18 protein-coding genes are annotated in these 17,644 nt (G+C 64.8%); 11 read left to right on the forward strand and 7 right to left on the reverse strand.

Annotation, left to right across the window (positions count from 1 at the left end; all coding sequences use genetic code 11):
• Positions 1–3 precede the first annotated feature (3 nt).
• From lptG to ADADO0_RS06655, 6 genes are all read left to right on the forward strand, one after another.
• Positions 4–1,101: an LPS export ABC transporter permease LptG gene (gene lptG / locus ADADO0_RS06630; RefSeq protein WP_511304323.1), complete on the forward strand. Its 1,098-nt coding sequence runs from the start codon at positions 4–6 to the stop codon at positions 1,099–1,101.
• A complete protein-coding gene (locus tag ADADO0_RS06635; protein ID WP_511304324.1) occupies positions 1,098–3,617 on the forward strand; it encodes an LPS-assembly protein LptD in 2,520 nt (839 codons plus the stop codon). Before lptG ends, ADADO0_RS06635 begins: the two co-directional genes overlap by 4 nt.
• Before the next feature lie 160 nt (positions 3,618–3,777).
• Positions 3,778–4,686 carry a peptidylprolyl isomerase gene (locus ADADO0_RS06640; RefSeq protein ID WP_511304325.1) on the forward strand — a complete coding sequence of 303 codons (909 nt, stop codon included), beginning with the start codon at positions 3,778–3,780 and terminating at the stop codon, positions 4,684–4,686.
• On the forward strand, positions 4,686–5,717 hold the full coding sequence (gene pdxA, locus ADADO0_RS06645; RefSeq protein WP_511304326.1) for a 4-hydroxythreonine-4-phosphate dehydrogenase PdxA: 1,032 nt from the start codon (positions 4,686–4,688) through the stop codon (positions 5,715–5,717). The genes ADADO0_RS06640 and pdxA overlap by 1 nt, the downstream gene beginning before the upstream one ends.
• Positions 5,714–6,577 carry a 16S rRNA (adenine(1518)-N(6)/adenine(1519)-N(6))-dimethyltransferase RsmA gene (gene rsmA / locus ADADO0_RS06650; protein ID WP_511304327.1) on the forward strand — a complete coding sequence of 288 codons (864 nt, stop codon included), beginning with the start codon at positions 5,714–5,716 and terminating at the stop codon, positions 6,575–6,577. The genes pdxA and rsmA overlap by 4 nt, the downstream gene beginning before the upstream one ends.
• Positions 6,570–7,832, forward strand: coding sequence for a histidine-type phosphatase (locus ADADO0_RS06655; protein ID WP_511304328.1), 1,263 nt, complete (start codon positions 6,570–6,572; stop codon positions 7,830–7,832). Before rsmA ends, ADADO0_RS06655 begins: the two co-directional genes overlap by 8 nt.
• Before the next feature lie 8 nt (positions 7,833–7,840).
• Here the strand turns inward: ADADO0_RS06655 and gmk are convergent, their stop codons facing one another.
• From gmk to fabD, 7 genes are all read right to left on the reverse strand, one after another.
• Positions 7,841–8,527: a guanylate kinase gene (gene gmk, locus ADADO0_RS06660; RefSeq protein WP_511304329.1), complete on the reverse strand. Its 687-nt coding sequence runs from the start codon at positions 8,525–8,527 to the stop codon at positions 7,841–7,843.
• 11 nt (positions 8,528–8,538) lie between these two features.
• A complete protein-coding gene (locus ADADO0_RS06665; protein WP_511304331.1) occupies positions 8,539–9,426 on the reverse strand; it encodes a YicC/YloC family endoribonuclease in 888 nt (295 codons plus the stop codon).
• Positions 9,427–9,436: 10 nt separating this feature from the next.
• Positions 9,437–10,555, reverse strand: coding sequence for an endolytic transglycosylase MltG (gene mltG, locus ADADO0_RS06670; protein WP_511304332.1), 1,119 nt, complete (start codon positions 10,553–10,555; stop codon positions 9,437–9,439).
• 137 nt (positions 10,556–10,692) lie between these two features.
• On the reverse strand, positions 10,693–11,955 hold the full coding sequence (fabF, locus tag ADADO0_RS06675) for a beta-ketoacyl-ACP synthase II (protein ID WP_511304333.1): 1,263 nt from the start codon (positions 11,953–11,955) through the stop codon (positions 10,693–10,695).
• Between the two features lie 76 nt (positions 11,956–12,031).
• Entirely contained in the window at positions 12,032–12,268 is a 237-nt protein-coding gene (locus tag ADADO0_RS06680; protein ID WP_511304334.1) for an acyl carrier protein, read from the reverse strand.
• 251 nt (positions 12,269–12,519) lie between these two features.
• A complete protein-coding gene (gene fabG, locus ADADO0_RS06685) occupies positions 12,520–13,257 on the reverse strand; it encodes a 3-oxoacyl-[acyl-carrier-protein] reductase (RefSeq protein WP_511304335.1) in 738 nt (245 codons plus the stop codon).
• A 40-nt stretch (positions 13,258–13,297) separates the two neighbouring features.
• On the reverse strand, positions 13,298–14,254 hold the full coding sequence (gene fabD / locus ADADO0_RS06690) for an ACP S-malonyltransferase (RefSeq protein ID WP_511304336.1): 957 nt from the start codon (positions 14,252–14,254) through the stop codon (positions 13,298–13,300).
• A 236-nt stretch (positions 14,255–14,490) separates the two neighbouring features.
• Between fabD and ADADO0_RS06695 the strand changes: the two genes are divergently transcribed.
• The 5 genes from ADADO0_RS06695 to rplI all read left to right on the forward strand — a co-directional run bounded on the left by ADADO0_RS06695 (position 14,491) and on the right by rplI (position 17,598).
• Entirely contained in the window at positions 14,491–14,862 is a 372-nt protein-coding gene (locus ADADO0_RS06695) for a hypothetical protein (RefSeq protein ID WP_511304337.1), read from the forward strand.
• A 251-nt stretch (positions 14,863–15,113) separates the two neighbouring features.
• A complete protein-coding gene (rpsF, locus tag ADADO0_RS06700) occupies positions 15,114–15,587 on the forward strand; it encodes a 30S ribosomal protein S6 (RefSeq protein WP_511304338.1) in 474 nt (157 codons plus the stop codon).
• On the forward strand, positions 15,587–15,847 hold the full coding sequence (gene rpsR / locus ADADO0_RS06705) for a 30S ribosomal protein S18 (protein ID WP_511304339.1): 261 nt from the start codon (positions 15,587–15,589) through the stop codon (positions 15,845–15,847). Before rpsF ends, rpsR begins: the two co-directional genes overlap by 1 nt.
• A gap of 124 nt (positions 15,848–15,971) precedes the next feature.
• The gene (locus ADADO0_RS06710) at positions 15,972–16,937 is read left to right on the forward strand and encodes a DUF2232 domain-containing protein (protein ID WP_511304340.1); all 966 of its coding nucleotides are present in this window, start codon (positions 15,972–15,974) and stop codon (positions 16,935–16,937) included.
• A gap of 79 nt (positions 16,938–17,016) precedes the next feature.
• The gene (gene rplI, locus ADADO0_RS06715) at positions 17,017–17,598 is read left to right on the forward strand and encodes a 50S ribosomal protein L9 (protein WP_511304341.1); all 582 of its coding nucleotides are present in this window, start codon (positions 17,017–17,019) and stop codon (positions 17,596–17,598) included.
• The last annotated feature ends 46 nt before the right edge of the window (positions 17,599–17,644 follow it).

Raw genomic sequence — 17,644 nt, forward strand, 5'->3', positions numbered from 1 at the left:
CGCATGATCGGTCGCATCCTCGGCTTCTATTTCGCCCGCCGCTTCTTCTCGGCCGTGGTGATGATTTTTTTCTCCTGCGTCTCGCTGATCATGCTCGTGGATTTCCTCGAGATGAGCCGGCGGACGGCGGACCGGGATGCCGTGTCCACGGGAATGGTGGCGCTGCTCACGCTCTATCGGGCGCCCGCTTTCACCGAGCAGCTTCTGCCCTTCGCCGTCCTTTTCGGCGGCATAGCAACCTTCGTGATGCTGTCCCGCCGGCTGGAACTGGTGGTGGCCCGGGCGGTCGGCCTCTCCGCCTGGCAGTTCACGTTCCCGGCGATGGCCGTTGCGTTCCTGATCGGGGTGTTCGCGACCTGCGTGTTCAATCCGGTCTCGGCGGACTTTAAGGAACGCGCGAATCGGATGGAGAGCGAGATCTTTGCCACCTCGCCCTCGGGCGGATTGCTCAGCCCAGGGAAAGGCGCGTTCTGGATCCGCCAGCAGAGCATCGATGGCCAGTCGATCATCCAGGCCGCCGCCACCCAGCAGGGTGGGCGCGAGCTTCTGAACGTCACGGTTTTCGAGTTCGACAGGCAGGGTCACGTTGCGGAAAGGGTCGAGGCGCGCTCCGCGACCCTTGAATATGGTTACTGGGTCTTGAACGACGTTCGAGTGCTGATTCCGGGCTTCGACCAGCAGAAATTCGAGACCTTCAACATCGCCACCAACCTCAATCCCGCGCAGATCCAGGACAGCCTTCTCTCGGCCGAAACCGTGTCCTTTTGGCAACTTCCTGAGGCTATTCAGAGTGCCGAGCACGCCGGCTTTGGTGCAGCGCGATACCGGCTTCAGCTTCAGAGCCTTTTGGCGCGACCGTTTCTCCTGGTGGCGATGGTGTTTATCGCCGCAGTGGTGGGGCTCCGGGTGTTCCGGTTCGGGGGGGTGGGCCAGACGATTCTCGGTGGCGTCGTGGCTGGCTTTCTGCTTTATCTTGGAACCAAGCTTGCCGAGGATCTGGGTGAAGCTGGGGTGGTCCATCCTATTGCTGCTGCATGGTTTCCAGCGGTAGTGGGGATTTTTCTGGGGGTTTTGGTCCTGTTGCACCGGGAGGACGGATGACCGTCGGGTTTTCTCCCGCGGAAGGCCAGACGGCTGTGACCTGGCGGCGCGCGATGCGCCGGGCCGGGATTAGCGGTGCTTTGGCCGGCATCCTGGCGCTTTTGACCTGCCTCGTGGCCCTGGTTCCGGCCCATGCGCAGCCGGCGATCGGCGGCATCGCGAACCTGTCGGGTTCCGCGGGCAAGCCCGATCCGAACAAGAAGATGCTCGTGACCGCCAATGAGCTGGTCTACGACTACGAGAAGAACACCGTCGGCGCGGTGGGCAACGTCCAGCTCTATTACGACGGCGCCAGCCTCGAGGCGCAGCGCGTCATATTCGACCGCAACAAGAGCCTCGTCATCGCGCAGGGCAATGTCCGGCTGAAGCAGAAGGACGGCACGGTCGTCACGGCGGACAACCTCCAGCTTTCGGACGACTTCAAGGAAGGCTTCATCCAGTCCCTGCGGGTCGACACCACCGACAAGGCCCATTTCGCCGCCGTACGCGCGGACCGCACCGTCGGCAACGTCACGGTGTTCCAGAACGGCGTCTACACCGCCTGCGAACCCTGTAAGGACAACCCAGAGAAGCCGGTGCTCTGGCAGATCAAGGCGCAGCGGATCATCCACAATCAAGACGAGCAGATGATCTACTACAAGGACGCCACCTTGGAGTTCTTCGGCCTGCCGATCGCCTATTTCCCCTACTTCTCCAGCCCTGACCCCTCAGTGAAGCGCAAGACCGGCTTCCTGACGCCGGTGTTCGCCAGCTCCAGCCAGCTCGGGTTCGGCACCGGCATCCCGTTCTTCTGGAACATCGCGCCCGACCGCGACATGACCCTGACGCCGGTCTACTACACGCAGCAGGGCCTGCTGATGCAGGGCGAGTGGCGCCAGCGGCTGATCAACGGCTCCTACGACATCCGCGCCGCCGGCATCATGCAGCAGGATAAGGATGCGTTCGCCGGCCTTCCCGGCTACCGCGACAATCGCGGTGTGGTGCAGAGCAAGGGCGAATTCGCCATCACCGACCAGTGGAAGTGGGGCTGGGACGGCACGCTCGCCTCCGACCGCACCTTCATCAACGACTACCACCTCGGCAATTATGTCGACGGGCTGGGCCTCGTGACGGCCGTGCCCACCGAGGTGATCTCGCAGGTCTATGTCACCGGCCAGGGCGACCGCAGCTTCTTCGACGCGCGGGGGCTTTATTTCCTCGGCCTCTCCGTGACCGACAACCAGGACCAGATCCCGGTGGTGGGCACGTTCAACTACAATTACGTGTTCGGGAACCCCATCTGGGGCGGCGAAGCGGGCGTGAAGGTGAACTTCAACTCCGTGTCACGCAGCGAGGCCGATTTCATCGGCACCTCCGCCGCCAATTCCTTCCCGATTGGCGGGCTGGCGATCTCGCCCGGCGCGTGCGCCATTACCAATCCGAACCCCCAGCAATGCCTGCTGCGCGGCGCGCCGGGTGAATACCAGCGCTTGAGCGCCGAGCTTTATTGGAAGAAGTCCCTGACCGATCAGATCGGTCAGGTCTGGACCCCGTTCGTGAGCGCGCGTGTGGACGTGGCTCATGCCGACATCTCCGCGCTTCCGACCAGCTATAGCAACGGCGCCATCCTGCCCGGCCAGAACCCGCTCCAGTCGGGCGAAGAGGATCTGATCCGCGCCATGCCGACCATCGGCCTGGATTATCGCTACCCGTTCATTTCTGTGGAACGCTGGGGCACCCAGACCATCGAGCCGCGCGCTCAGTTGGTGATCCGCCCCAACGAGACCGGCATCGGCAAGCTGCCGAACGAGGACGCGCAGAGCCTCGTGTTCGACGACAACAACATCTTCGACGTGAACAAATATTCCGGCTGGGATCGGGTCGAGGGCGGAGGGCGCCTGAATGTCGGCATCACCTATACCGCCGCGCTGAACAATGCCGGGCTCATCACTGCGTTGATCGGTCAGTCCTACCACCTGTTCGGCATCAATTCGTTCGCGCAGGGCGATATGGCCAATACCGGCCTTGAATCCGGCCTTGAGACCAATGTCTCGGATTATGTGGCGCGGTTCAGCTATTCGCCCACCAACAATCTCGAATTCGTCTCCCGCTTCCGCTTCGACGAAGCCAATTTCTCGATGCAGCGGTTCGAGCTTGAGGGTCGCGCGGTCTTGGACCGGGTGTCGGTCTCGACGATTTACGGCCTCTATTCGCCGCAGCCCCTGCTGGGCTATTACGAAGAGCGCCAGGGCATCTACACCACAGCCTCCTATAAGCTCACCGACGTGTGGACCGTCGCCGGCGGCGTGCGCTACAACATCGCCCAGTCGGGCTTCGACCTCGCGACATTCGGCGTGACCTATGCCGACGACTGCTTCACCCTCGCGCTCAGCTATATCTCGAGCTACGCGCTGGATGGGCCCTACAACACCTCCCCGAACAATGCCGTGATGCTGACCATCGGCCTACGTACGCTGGGTCAGAGCAAGGTCTCCACGTCGCTCGGCTCCAGTTCAGGCATTACAGGCACGAACTGAATTCGTGCCTAGGGATTGTGCTGGCGTAGTGTTGGCCGTATTGCCGCCACAGGAGCCGGCAAGATACGCTTCCGTTATAAGCTCCCGATCCCGCGCCGTTCCGATAGCGTCTTCGCCCAAGGAATGTCGTTGCCCACACAGTGCCACGCCGGATGACGCCATGCTGACCAGTGCTCGACTTCTGCCGATCCTTGGGCTTGCGATCGCGCTTCTTGGCGCCCTGGGAGGCGCGGCACAGGCCCAGCAGATCCTGGTGATGGTCAACGGCGTGCCGATCACATCCTACGATGTGGCGCAGCGCCAGAAGCTGCATACGATGATCGAGAACAAGAGCCCCGGCGCCAAGGACACGCTGGAGGAACTGATCGACGAGCGCATCAAGGTCCAGACCGCGGCCAGGATCGGCATCACGGTGGACGATGACGAACTGGCCAAGATCTATAGCGGCGTCGCGGAGCGCAGCGGGCGCACCGCGGACCAGCTGACCGCCGGCCTGAGCCAGCAGGGCATGGATGTCCGCACCTTCAAGAACAAGCTGCGCGCCGACAATGTCTGGCAGCAATATGTGCGCGCCAAGGCGCCGACCATCAACGTGCGCGACAGCGATGTGCTCGCCGCGCTGAACCGCGATGGCGACACGAATCTAGTATCCACCGAATACAAGCTATACCCGATCATCTTCGTGGTGCCGCGCGGCGCGCAGAATTATGCCGGCCGGCTTGCCGAGGCGAATGCGTTCAAGGCGAAGTTCAGCGGTTGCGACGCCGGGCTTGAAACCGCCAAGGGCCTGCGCGAGGTGGTTGTGCGCTCGCCGGTTCTGCGCCTGTCGTCCGACATGCCCGCCGCCTTGCGGCAGGTTCTCGACAAGACCGAAGTGGGCCGGCTGACGCCGCCGGAGGTCACCCAGTCGGGGGTGGAGATTTTCGCGGTCTGCAGCAAGACCACTGTGAAGGGCGAAAGCTCCAAGAAGCGCGAGATCAAGGATCAACTTGCGTCCAACCAGTTCCAGGTGGAATCCAAGAAGCTGCTGGCGGACCTGCGCAAGTCCGCGCTGATCGTCTACCGCTAATGGAAGCGCCGCTGGCGCTGACCCTCGGCGAACCGGCCGGGATTGGCCCTGAGATCACATTGATGGCCTGGCGGGATCGCGCCGCCCTCGGCCTGCCCTCCTTCTGCGTGATCGGCGATCCGGATCTCCTGCAGCGCCGCGCCCGCTCGCTGGGGCTGGATGTTGCTGTCGAGGTCTGCCGGCTACACGAGGCTGGCGCCGTTTTTCATCGCGCACTCCCGGTGCATCCGGCCGGCTCGCGCGCAACGGCGGCGCCGGGTCGCCCCGACCACACCAGCGCGCCCGCCGTCGTCGAAAGCCTTGACCGGGCCGTGGATCTGGTGCGCGCGGGGGCCGCGCGGGCGCTCGTGACCGCGCCACTGGCGAAGTCGGTCATGTACGCGGCGGGCTTTCCCTTCCCCGGCCACACCGAATATCTCGCGGCCCGCTGCGCCCCAGCCGATGGGCCAGCGCCGCGACCGGTCATGATGATCTGGTCCCCCGAACTGGCGGTGGTGCCTGCGACCATCCATGTGCCGGTGAAGGATGTTCCCGCGCTGCTCACTGTCGCGCTACTGGTGGAGACCGCACGCATCGTCGCGCACGATTTGCAGGTGCGCTTCGGCATCGCCGCGCCCCGCCTGGCTTTCGCCGGCCTCAACCCGCACGCCGGGGAGGACGGCACGATCGGCCGTGAGGACGAGGACGTGGTGCGCCCCGCGGTGGAGGCCCTGAGGAGCGAGGGCATCGACGCGCGCGGTCCGTTGCCAGCGGACACCATGTTCCATCCCGCAGCGCGTGCCGGCTACGACGTTGCGATCGGCATGTATCACGATCAGGTTCTAATCCCCGCCAAGACCCTGGCGTTCCACGACGGGGTGAACACCACGCTGGGCCTTCCCTTCGTGCGCACCTCGCCCGACCATGGCACGGCGTTCGATATCGCTGGCACCGGGCGGGCCGACCCGTCCAGCCTGATCGCGGCGATCAAGCTTGCGGCCCGGCTGGCGGCTGGCGATCGTGCGCATATGTCCGCCCGAGCTGCCGGATGAGCGCCATAGACGAGCTTCCGCCGCTGCGCGACGTGATCCGCCGACATGAATTGTCGGCGCAAAAGTCGCTTGGCCAGAACTTCCTGCTGGACCTCAACCTCACCGCCCGCATTGCCCGGGGCTCCGGCCCGCTCGAAGGCGCGCGCATATTGGAGGTCGGCCCCGGCCCTGGTGGCCTCACCCGCGCGATGCTGGCGCTGGGCGCGGAGAAGGTGGTGGCGGTGGAGCGCGATCGGCGCTGCATCGCCGCTCTCGCCGAGGTGGCAGCGGCCTATCCCGGCCGACTTGAAGTGGTCGAGGGCGATGCGCTGAAGGTGGACGTGCGGCCGCTGCTGGGCGAAGGCCCTGCCCGCGTGGTGGCAAACCTCCCCTATAATATCGCGACGGTGCTTCTCGTCGGCTGGCTGTCGGCCGATCCCTGGCCGCCCTGGTATTCCTCCTTGACGCTGATGTTCCAGCGCGAGGTGGCCGAGCGCATCGTCGCCGCTCCCGGCTCAAAGGCCTATGGACGGCTCGCCGTTCTGGCCGGTTGGCGCACCAGCGCCAAAATCCTTTTCGACGTGGCACCCTCCGCCTTCGTGCCTGCGCCCAAGGTGACGTCCTCGGTGGTGCACCTGGTGCCCCGCGCTGAGCCGCTGCCCTGCGCACTTAGCAACCTGGAGCGGGTGACCGAAGCCGCGTTCGGCCAGCGCCGCAAGATGCTGCGCCAGAGTCTTAAATCGCTCGGGGTCGATACCTTCGCCCTGCTGGAACAGGCGGGCGTGACAGAGACCCAGCGCGCCGAGGAGATCGACGTGGCGGGCTTCGTCAACCTCGCCAATGTCTTCGCGGCATTGAAAGCCGGAACGCCGCGTGTCTAGCGTGCGGTTTCGCCTGTCCGCGCTGCTTCTGGGTCTCTTGGCGCTCGGCGGCGCAGACGCTGCATGGGCGGCTGATCTGAAACTTGAGCGGGTGGTTCTGGTGCAGCGCCATGGGGTGCGCGCACCCACCCAATCCGCCGCGACCCTTGCGGGATGGACCGACAGGGCGTGGCCGTCCTGGCCGGTCGGACGGGGCATGTTGACGCCGCACGGTGCGGAGGTCGTGGGTCTGGTCGCGCGAGCGATGCGCGAGGATTTCGTCATGGCGGGTCTGCTGCCGGCCGGCGATTGCCCCGGAGATGGGCTGGTGGTCTGGGCAGACGGCGAAGACCCGCGGACCCGCGAAAGCGGACGCGTGCTTGCCGAGAGCCTCGCTCCCGGCTGCAATCTCGTTCCAGGCATGGCGGCCGCGACGCGAAAGCTGCGGGACCCAGTGTTCCATTTTCCAGGACCGGCCTGCAATCTCGATGAAGCTGCCGCGCGCAAGAGCCTGGACAACGCCATCGCCTCGCCCCAGGGGCCAAGTCTGGCGGACCCTTCCGCTCTCGCGGCAATCCAAAGCGTCGATAAAATCCTCCGCCCGGTGGGCGCACGGAGCCTTGCGGGTGACGCCTCGTCCGCTGTGATTGACAAGAGTGGCATCCGGCTCACCGGGCCGCTTGCCGTGGCGGCGTCGGTCTCCGAGATATTCCTGCTCCAATATGCCCAGGACTTGCCGGTGGCGCAGGTGGGCTGGGGCGAAGCTGCGGATCCCGCTCAGCTTGAGCCTCTCCTGGCCGCCCGCCGTCGCTCCGCCATGTTGACGCGCAGCCTGCCATATGTCGCCTATCGCCAAGGTGCGGGGATGACGCGCCTGCTGCTGGCGACCCTGGCAGGGGAGCCTCGCGTGGAGGCGCCGGAGGTCGACGCGAGCGTGAAGGTGCTGGCGCTTGCCGGGCATGACACCAACCTGTCCAACATGGCCGGGGTGTTCGGGCTGGACTGGGCCTTGCCCGGCCAGCCGGATGCGACCGCGCCCGCCACCGCCCTGTCTCTCGAACTCTGGCGCGATGGGACGGGCACCGCCTTGGTAAAGGCCAGGGTCTGGTTCTTAGACCTTGAAGGCATGCGCACGCTGAACCCGGCGGCTGCGCATTCCGTGCTTATCCCGTTCCTAGCCTGCCCGACGGCGCGTGATGGCGCATGTCCGCTGATCGATCTCAGCGCACAGATCCTCACCGAAATCCCCGAAGGCTGCGGCCAGACGGCGCCGTAACAGCGCGCTCAGAGTGCGTCGCGCAAGCCCTGTACGAAGCTTGCCAGACCGGTCAGGCGCCGGCGCTTCAGGCGTTCGGCGTTCAGGATCGCGGTGAGCTTCAGGAGGCTGTCCTCGATGTCCTGATTGATCAGGATGTAGTCGTATTCCGTGAAGTGGCTGATCTCGTCCGACGCCTTGGACATGCGCTGGCGCACCACCTGTTCGGAATCCTGGGCGCGGGTGCTTAGCCGCTTTTCGAGGTCTGCGGCGGACGGCGGCAGAAGAAAGACCTTCACGAGGTCCTGCTGCGCACTCTGGTCAAGCTGCTGCGTGCCTTGCCAGTCGATGTCGAACAGCACGTCGCGCCCCGCGGAAAGCGCCGCCTCCACCGCTTTGCGTGGCGTACCGTAGAGGTTTCCAAAGACCGTCGCGTGCTCCAGCAATTCGCCTTCATCGCGCAGCCGGCCAAAGGTCGCCGGATCGACGAAGAAATAGTCCTTCCCCTCCACTTCACTCGGACGCGGTGGGCGGGTGGTGACCGACACCGACATGGTGATGCGGTCGTCCAATTCCAGCAGCTTGCGTGAGAGCGTGGTCTTTCCCGCACCCGAAGGCGAGGACAGGACCAGCATCATCCCCCGGCGGGCGAGGCCGGATTTGGAGCCCGGTTTCCAGCCCGGCAAGGAGAAGTGGGAAGGGGCGGAAGTCACCATGGGGCGCCGGCTCACTCGATGTTCTGAATCTGCTCGCGGAACTGATCCACCAGAAGCTTCAGGTCAAGCCCGATCTGAGTCAGCGCGACCGCATTGGATTTCGAGCAGAGCGTATTGGCCTCGCGGTTGAACTCCTGGGCGAGGAAGTCCAGCTTGCGGCCCACCGGCCCGCCCTTCTCGAGCAGGTCGTATGCAGCCGCCACATGGGCGGTGAGGCGGTCGAGTTCCTCCCGCACATCCGCCTTGGCGGCGAGCAGGGCCGCCTCCTGATGCAGCCGGTCCGGGTCAAGCGGAGAGGCGGCATCGAGCAGGGCGCGAACCTGATCCTGTAGGCGCGCCTTGATATTTTCCAACCGGCGCTCCGGCAGGGCTTCGGCGGCGGCGATGAGCCCAGACATGGCCGACAGGCGTTCCATGAGCACGGTGCGCAGGGCGGCGCCTTCGCTGAGGCGCATGTCGCAGAGCGCCAGAAGCGCCGTCTGGAAGCCCGCGGCGGCATCGCGCGTGATGGCGATGACATCCGCCTCGGTCTGCTCCGCTTCCTTAATGTCGAGCACGCCCTTCACGCCCAGGAGAGCATCGAGGCTCGGCGCTGCAAGGCCGAAGCGCGCGCCCACCTCGCGTGAGGCCGTAATCAGGGCTTCTAGAGCCGGCTGGTTGATGGTGACCGAAACCCCTTCGCCCTCGCGCGCTACGGTAAAGGTGCCGGAGACCGATCCCCGCGACAAAGGCTTCCCGGCCGCCGTGCGAACGGCGGCATCCAGCGCATCAAAGCCGCCGGGAACGCGGAATCGCAGATCCAGTCCCTTGGCGTTCACGGACCGCAATTCCCAGCTCCAGCGCCATTGGCCGGTGATGCCTTGGGCGCGGGCGAAGCCCGTCATGCTGGCGAGAGACATATCCCGGTCCTCAATTCGCCGTCGCCGGTGCGGCGGGCGCAGCGGCGCCGGCGCCGGCGGCGCCCGTCGGGGTGGCGCCGGCTTTCTGGCTGGCTTCGATCTCGCGCCACTTGGCGACATTCTTGTTGTGCTGGTCCAGGGTCTCGGCGAAAGCGTGGCCCCCCGTTCCGTCGGCGACGAAAAACAGGTCCTTGGTCTTCGCTGGGTTGGCGACTGCCGCCAGCGCGTCCTTGCCGGGGTTGCAGATGGGCCCCGGCGGCAGGCCGTCGATGGTGTAGGTGTTGTAGGGCGTTGCGGCCGAAATGTCGGCGCGGGTGATGGGCCGGCCGAGAGAGCCTTTTCCGCCGGCAATGCCGTAGATGATGGTCGGGTCGGATTGGAGTTTCATCTTCCGGTTCAGCCGGTTGATGAACACCGCCGCGACCCTGGCGCGCTCGTCGCCTTTGCCGGTTTCCTCCTCGACGATGGAGGCGAGAACCACCATTTCCTGCGGGGATTTCAACGGCAGAGTGGGGTCGCGCTTGGCCCAGAGGTCGCGCACCACCTTCTGCTGGTCGGCGCTCATGCGGGCAATCAACTCATCGCGCTTCATGCCGCGAACGACGCGATATGTCTCCGGCATCAGCGTGCCTTCCTGCGGCATGCGGGCGGTACCCGTGAGAAGGTCGTTTGCATTGATGCGGTCGATGATCTGCTGGGTCGTCAGGCCCTCGGGGATGGTGATCTGGTGTGGGACGACATGGCCTTCGATGATCGTGTCGAGAACCTTGGCCAGGGAAACCCGAGGCGGAAAGTCATACTCGCCCGCCTGAAGCTGCTCTCCGCGCCGGGCGATCTGCTGGCTGGCGACGAACAGCGCCCAATTCCTGATGATGCCTTCCCGCTCCATCAGTTCGGCGATGTCGCGGGTTCCCGAACCGCGTGGGATCACCACGGTCTTCTGCTGGGCGAGCGGGCCGGGCGCGGTGTACTGCCCCTCGCCGTACCAGGCGAGGATGCCGCCGCCCACGGCAACGAACAGAAGAATGGTGAAAATGGCGCTACCGATCACCACTGCCGGATGGCTGGCGCCACGCGAGGGGCGGCGCTTACGGGCCTTTTCCGCCGCCTTCTGGTCGGGTGTCGCCATGAAAGTCTCCCATTACTCTGCGCATCGGCGGCGCCAGTCACGCGGGCCTGCCTCACGCGGGCCGCGCATGCCGGCCAGGAAAGGGGATAACGTTTTTCTGGACGGAAATAGGACCGCCGGTCACGACGGCCCAGAACTCACGCTTCGAGGCGACGGAAAACGAGGGAGGCGTTGGTGCCGCCGAAGCCAAACGAATTGGACAGGGCGACGTCGATCTTGCGCTCCCGCGCCTTGAGCGGCACCAGATCGATGGGGGTCTCCACCGAGGGATTATCGAGATTGAGCGTGGCCGGGGCGATCTGATCGCGGATCGCCAGCACCGAGAAGATTGCCTCCACCGCACCGGCCGCGCCCAGCAGGTGACCGATGGACGACTTGGTGGAGGACATGGAAACGTTGCCGGCGTTATTGCCCAGCAGGCGCTCGACCGCCATCAGTTCGATTTCGTCGGCCATGGTCGAGGTGCCGTGGGCGTTGATGTAGTCCACATCGCCCGCCGTCACGCCCGCCCGCTTCAGCGCCGCGCTCATGCAGCGGAAGGCGCCGTCGCCATCGGGGGAGGGGGCGGTGATGTGGAAGGCATCGCCCGTCAGGCCGTAGCCGGTCAGCTCGGCATAGATTCTCGCGCCGCGCGCCTTGGCGTGCTCGTATTCCTCCAGCACGACGATGCCCGCGCCTTCACCCATGACGAAGCCGTCACGGTCGCGGTCATAGGGCCGGGAGCCACGGGTCGGGTCGTCGTTGAAGTTGGTGCAGAGCGCCTTGCAGGCGGCAAAGCCAGCGAGGGCAAGACGATTGACGGTGGATTCCGTGCCGCCTGCCAGCATGACGTCGGCATCGCCCAGCCCGATCAGCCGGCCCGCATCGCCGATGGCGTGCGCGCCCGTGGAGCAGGCCGTGACAACCGCGTGGTTGGGACCCTTGAGGCCGTGGGCGATCGAAATATAGCCGCCCGCGAGATTGATCAGGCGGCCGGGAATGAAGAAAGGCGAGATTCTGCGCGGGCCACGATCCTTCAGGATGTGCGCCGCCTCGGCAATGCCCTCGATGCCGCCGATGCCGGAGCCCACCAGGACGCCGGTTGCGATCTGGTCCTCATAGGTCTTGGGATGCCAGTCGGCATCGTCCAGCGCCTGTTTCGCGGCTGCCATGGCGAAGACGATGAACTCATCGACCTTGCGCTGTTCCTTCGCCTCCATCCAGTGATCCGGATTGAAGCTGTCGTCCGAGCCGTCGCCACGCGGAATGATGCAGGCGATCTTGCAAGGCAAGTCGGACACGTCGAAGCGGTCCACCAAGCTGGCACCGCTCTGACCGGCAAGCAGTCGCCGCCACGTCGGCTCGACACCGCAGGCGAGCGGCGTCACCATGCCGAGGCCAGTGACGACAACACGTCTCATGAGGGAACTCCGGGACAATTACGACAACGGCCGCGGGCGATTCGCACCGCGACCGTCTATGTCGAAAAGATCAGGCTCAGCTTGCGTTCTTTTCCAGGAACTTGATCGCGTCGCCAACCGTCAGGATGGTCTCGGCTGCGTCGTCCGGAATTTCCGTGTTGAACGCTTCTTCAAAGGCCATCACGAGCTCGACGGTGTCGAGGCTGTCGGCGCCGAGATCGTCGATGAAGCTGGCATTTTCCGTGACCTTGTCGGGCTCGACGCCCAGATGCTCCGCGACGATCTTCTTCACCCGCTCGGCGATGTCACTCATCGATGCACCCTCGTTGTCTGAATTATGTCTTGCCGTACGGCGACTGTGAGACGGCATAAAGCCTTTCACACGCCGTGCCCAGCCCCCACCGTGCTGACACCCCACTGTATGGGTGAAGCACAGAAATTCCACATCCGAACGGGCGTTCCTAAAGCTCGGTCGGATGGAGCGGGTCGTTACCACACTTCCTCAGCCTATGCCAGCAAAGCCCATCCCGGCGTCAAGGTCCAGTCTGGGTTGCCGGATAAGGCTCAGATCATCGCCATGCCGCCGTTTACGTGCAGCGTCTGGCCGGTGACATAGGCCGCTTCGTTGGACGCCAGATAGACACAGGCGGAGGCGATATCGTCCGGCGAGCCAAGGCGCGCCGCTGGCACGGCCTTCAGAATGCCTTCGCGCTGCTTCTCGTTCAGCGCGTCGGTCATCGGCGTTGCGATGAAGCCGGGCGCGACGCAGTTCACGGTCACGCCGCGGCTGGCCACTTCCTGCGCCAGCGACTTGCTCATGCCGATCATGCCGGCCTTCGCTGCGGCATAGTTCCCCTGGCCCGCATTACCGGTCACGCCGACGATCGAGGTGATGGAGATGATGCGGCCCGAACGGCGGCGCATCATGGAGCGCACGGCGGCGCGCGACAGGCGGAAGGCGGCGGTGAGGTTCACAGCGATCACCTGATCCCACGCCTCGTCGGAGAGGCGCATGAAGATGTTGTCGCGGGTGATGCCGGCATTGTTGACCAGGATGTCCACCTGGCCGAGGGCAGCTTCCGCGTCGGGAATCAGCTTTTCCACGTCTTCCGTCACCCCGAGATTGCAGGGGAGGACATGCACCCGGTCCCCCATCTCAGCCGCGATGGCATCCAGCGCCTCGCGACGGGTTCCCGAGACCGCGACAATCGCGCCCTGGGCGTGGAGGGCCTTGGCGATGGCGCCGCCGATGCCGCCCGTGGCGCCGGTGACGAGCGCGGTCTTGCCGCTGAGGTCGAACATGGGAGGCTCCGGACAATAGATATGAATGGGGGAAGGCGCCTCAGGCGGCGGGTGCGCGCCGGGCGGTGATGAAGGCGGCCACATCATCGGGTGTGCCGATGGCGGAGGCGGTGATGTCCTTGGTGATCCGGCGCGAGAGGCCGGAGAGCACCTTGCCGGCGCCGACCTCGACTGTGCGGGTCACGCCCGCGCCCGCCATGAACAGCACGCTTTCGCGCCAGCGCACGGTGCCGGTCACCTGCTCGACAAGAAGGCGCACGATCTCCTGCGGGTCGGTGACCGGGCCGGCCTTCACGTTGGAAACCAGTGGGACGACCGGCGCCCTGACGGCGCTGGATGCCAGCGCCTCGGCCATGATCTTCGCAGCCGGCGCCATGAGTTGGCAATGGAAGGGGGCGGATACGGGCAGGAGGATGGCGCGCGATGCACCCTTGGCCTTGGCGATCTCGATCGCCCGGTGGACCGCCTGCGTCGCGCCGGAGACCACCACCTGGCCGTCGGCATTGTCGTTGGCGGCCTGACAGACCTCGCTGCCGGCAGCTTCCGCCGCCACTGCCACCGCGTCCTCATAGCTAAGTCCAAGCAGCGCGGCCATGGCGCCCTGGCCCACGGGCACCGCGTCCTGCATGGCCGTGCCACGGATGCGCAGCAGGCGGGCCGCATCGGAAATGCTCAGCGCGCCGGCGGCCGCGAGGGCGGAATATTCGCCCAGCGAATGGCCGGCGACGAAGGCGGCTTCCTTCGCAAGGTCGAGCCCGGCTTCGGCTTCCAGCACACGCATGGCGGCGAGCGACACCGCCATAAGGGCGGGCTGCGCATTGGCGGTGAGGGTCAGGTCTTCCGCCGGGCCGTCCCACATGAGCTTAGACAGGGACTGCGAAAGTGCCGCGTCCACCTCGTCGAACACCGCGCGTGCGGCTGGGAAAGCGTCGGCGAGGCTTTTGCCCATTCCGACCGCCTGGCTGCCCTGTCCGGGGAAAATGAAGGCCGTGCTCATGCGCGTTCCCTTATAGCTTTTATCTGGCCGGTAAATTGGGGAGGGGAGAGACACCGGGATGTCGAGGGTGTCAAGGGTCGTGCTGGCGGGCAAAAGTGGAGGAGGCGCAGCACACCAAAAAGCCGAACTTGTCGCCATATTGGTTGCCTTGGCGCTCTTTTTGAAAGTGAGGTCTTGATAATCGCCGCTCAGCGACAACCTGAGCAATATTCTTTGCAGAAGGTATGGAGGGGTTGATGCAGTCCAGCGCCCATATTGAAGATATTATAAATACACTTTTTGATTCACGGAAATTTATTGTTAGATTGCTTGAGAATTTTTCCACCTACGGATTTGATCGCGAAAATGCAGTGATTAGGATTGGGGTGTCCGGTACCGGACGCTTTCCTAACTATTGTATTCAGGAGGGATGCGGCGAACGAAGCGTCAAGATTTTGCACGAAGTTGTGCTTCGTGGGTATGCGAAACGCGAAGTTTTTCATGGTCAGAGCCATAATTCTATTTTTCAAGACAGATTCATGGGCAGCAGTTGGAGTTCGGTGGAGATGACCTTTAGGGAGGTGCGCTCCATCCTTGCGAAGCTCGGCACGAGCGCAGTGGTTCACTAATTTTTGGCTCGACGCCATCGTGCTCGGCAAAGCCAAACCTTGCATCGGCGGCCAAATCTGCTATACGCCCCGCTTCCGTTGCCCCGGTCGGGGGCTGAACGGACGGCTGGCTTTTGTCGCGCAAGCGAAAAGAGCCGGTAGGGTAGGTGCCCGTCGTCCCGTGTCCCCGCCTTCCGAGCTGACGAGCCTTTCCAAAAGGTTCGAAAGGGCTTGACGCCGGGGGATGGTCGAACAGGAAAGGCAAGAGACACATGGCTCTTTACGAGCACGTGTTCCTCGCGCGCCAAGACGTCACGGCGCAGCAAGTCGAGGAACTGACCACCCGCTTCAAGGGTGTTATCGAGGCGAACGGCGGTTCGGTCGGCAAGACCGAATATTGGGGTGTGAAGACCCTGACGTATCGCATCAACAAAAACCGCAAGGCGCACTTCACGCTCGTCAACATCGACGCCCCTGCGGCGGCGGTGGCGGAGATGGAGCGCCAGATGCGCATCGATGAGGACGTTCTGCGTTTCCTCACCCTGCGCGTCGAGGAGCACGAGGAAGGCCAGTCGGCCATGCTCCAGAAGCGTGACCGCGACGACCGCGAGCGCGGCGAGCGTGGCTTTGGCGGGGATCGCGGCTTCGGCGGCGGCGACCGTGGCTTCGGTGGTGGTCGCGACCGCGACGACCGTCCGCGCCGCCCCCGTGATCGTGAAGAAGTTCCGGGCGAGGAGACGGTCTGATGGCATTCGCTCAAGCTGGTGGCGCCGGCGGCGGTCAGCGCCGTCCGTTCTTCCGTCGTCGCAAGACCTGCCCGTTCTCCGGCCCGAGTGCGCCGAAGATCGACTACAAGGACGTGCGGCTCCTGCAGCGCTACATTTCCGAGCGCGGCAAGATCGTGCCGAGCCGCATCACTGCGGTCTCCGCCAAGAAGCAGCGCGAACTCTCGTCCGCCATCAAGCGTGCGCGGTTCCTGGGTCTGCTGCCCTTCGTGATCCGCTGATCGCGGTTTGGCGCTCCTTTCGGAGCGCCTGAGACATAAGAAGATGCCGCGGCTCCTCGCGGCATCTTCAGTTGAGGCCGGCATTGCGACCGGTCTCTAACCGCCCCGGCGGGACAGCGAGAGAATGGTACAGATCTTACTCATCGGCATCGCCGCCGGCGCGGCGTCAGCACTTCTCGTGGCGGGTGTCGCTACGGGAACGGTGCTTGCCGTGCCCCTGTTCTATCTCGCCCCCCTTCCCGTCATGGTGGCCGCCCTCTCGTTTACCCATTGGGCGGGCCTGATTGCGGTCGCGGCTGCGGGCGCGGGCCTTACATTTGTGTTTGGCGGCACGTTTCTCATCGCCTATCTCATCGGCATCGGCGGACCGGCCTGGGCGCTTGCCTACGCGGCGCTGCTGGCCCGTTCGGAACCTGCGGGACGCGGCGGGCTGGTGTGGTTTTCCGTGACCGGGCTCGTTCTGGTCGCCGCCGTGGTCGCGAGCGCCGGCACGATCATCGGCCTCCTCACCATCGCATCCAATTACGAGGCCTATCGAACCGCCGTGGGCGCCGCCTTCGAGGCGTTCGTCCAGGTCCAGAAGGATGGCGGCGGAACGGGCGGTATGGCGCCGGCGGATGCGGCGAATATGGCGTCCCTGGTGGCGCTGGTTCTGCCGCCCATGGCCGGCACCCTCTCCATGGTCACGCAGCTCATTTGCCTCTATCTCGCGGGCCGCGCGACCCTGCTTTCCGGCCGGCTTGCCCGCCCCTGGCCGGACCTCGCGGCGATCCGGCTGCCGCCGGTGACCTCGCTTGTGCTGGCGGTGATCATCGCCGCATCTGTGGCGCCCGGCATGATGGGGCTGTCCGCCTCTGTCGCCGGGGCGACGCTGGTGACAGGCTTCACCATCGCCGGCTTTGCGGTGCTGCATTTCCTGACGCGCGGCCGCAGCGGTCGCTCTCTTATTCTCACCGCTGCATGGGTCGCGACCGCGACACTCGGCTGGCCGGCGCTGATTATCGCCGGTCTCGGGTTGGTGGACACCATGTTCGACCTGCGAACGCGCCTGGGAACAGGCGGCGGTCCCCCCGCCGCCAATGACCGCTGAGCGGTCTAAATTCACGACGAAATCATCCAATATCAATCGAACCCAATACCAATCGAACACGGAACTGAAGGAGATCAAAATGGACGTTATTCTTCTCGAGCGAGTCGCCAAGCTCGGTCAGATGGGCGAAGTGGTGCGTGTGCGCGACGGTTATGCCCGGAACTTCCTGCTGACGCAGGGCAAGGCGCTGCGCGCCACCAAGGACAACCGCAGCAAGTTCGACCAGATGAAGACCCAGCTTGAGGCGCGCAACCTCGAGCTGAAGAAGGAAGCCGATGCGGTCGGCGTCAAGCTCAACGGCACCAGCGTGGTCTTGGTTCGCCAGGCCGGCGAGAGCGGCCAGCTCTACGGCTCCGTCTCCACCCGCGATCTCGCCGATGCCCTGACCGCCGCTGGCTTCACCGTCGGCCGTCATCAGATCGTGCTGAACCACCCGATCAAGCTCATCGGTCTGCACAAGGTGCCCGTCACCCTGCATCCCGAAGTCGAAGTCAGCATCACCGCCAACGTCGCCCGCAGCGCCGAAGAGGCCGAGCGTCTTGCCCGTGGCGAGAACGTGATGGTGCCGGTGGACGAGGACGATGAGGACGAAGTGGCCGCCGACGACACCGACGAGAATTTGGTCGAGGTTCTTGCCGAGGAAGGTGAAGAAGAGGCCTGAGAAAAACTCAGCCGTCTTCCCTGAGATGATAGACGCCCGGCGAAAG

The sequence above is a fragment of the Aquabacter sp. genome (assembly GCF_965279295.1).
Classification (GTDB): Bacteria; Pseudomonadota; Alphaproteobacteria; order Rhizobiales; family Xanthobacteraceae; genus Aquabacter.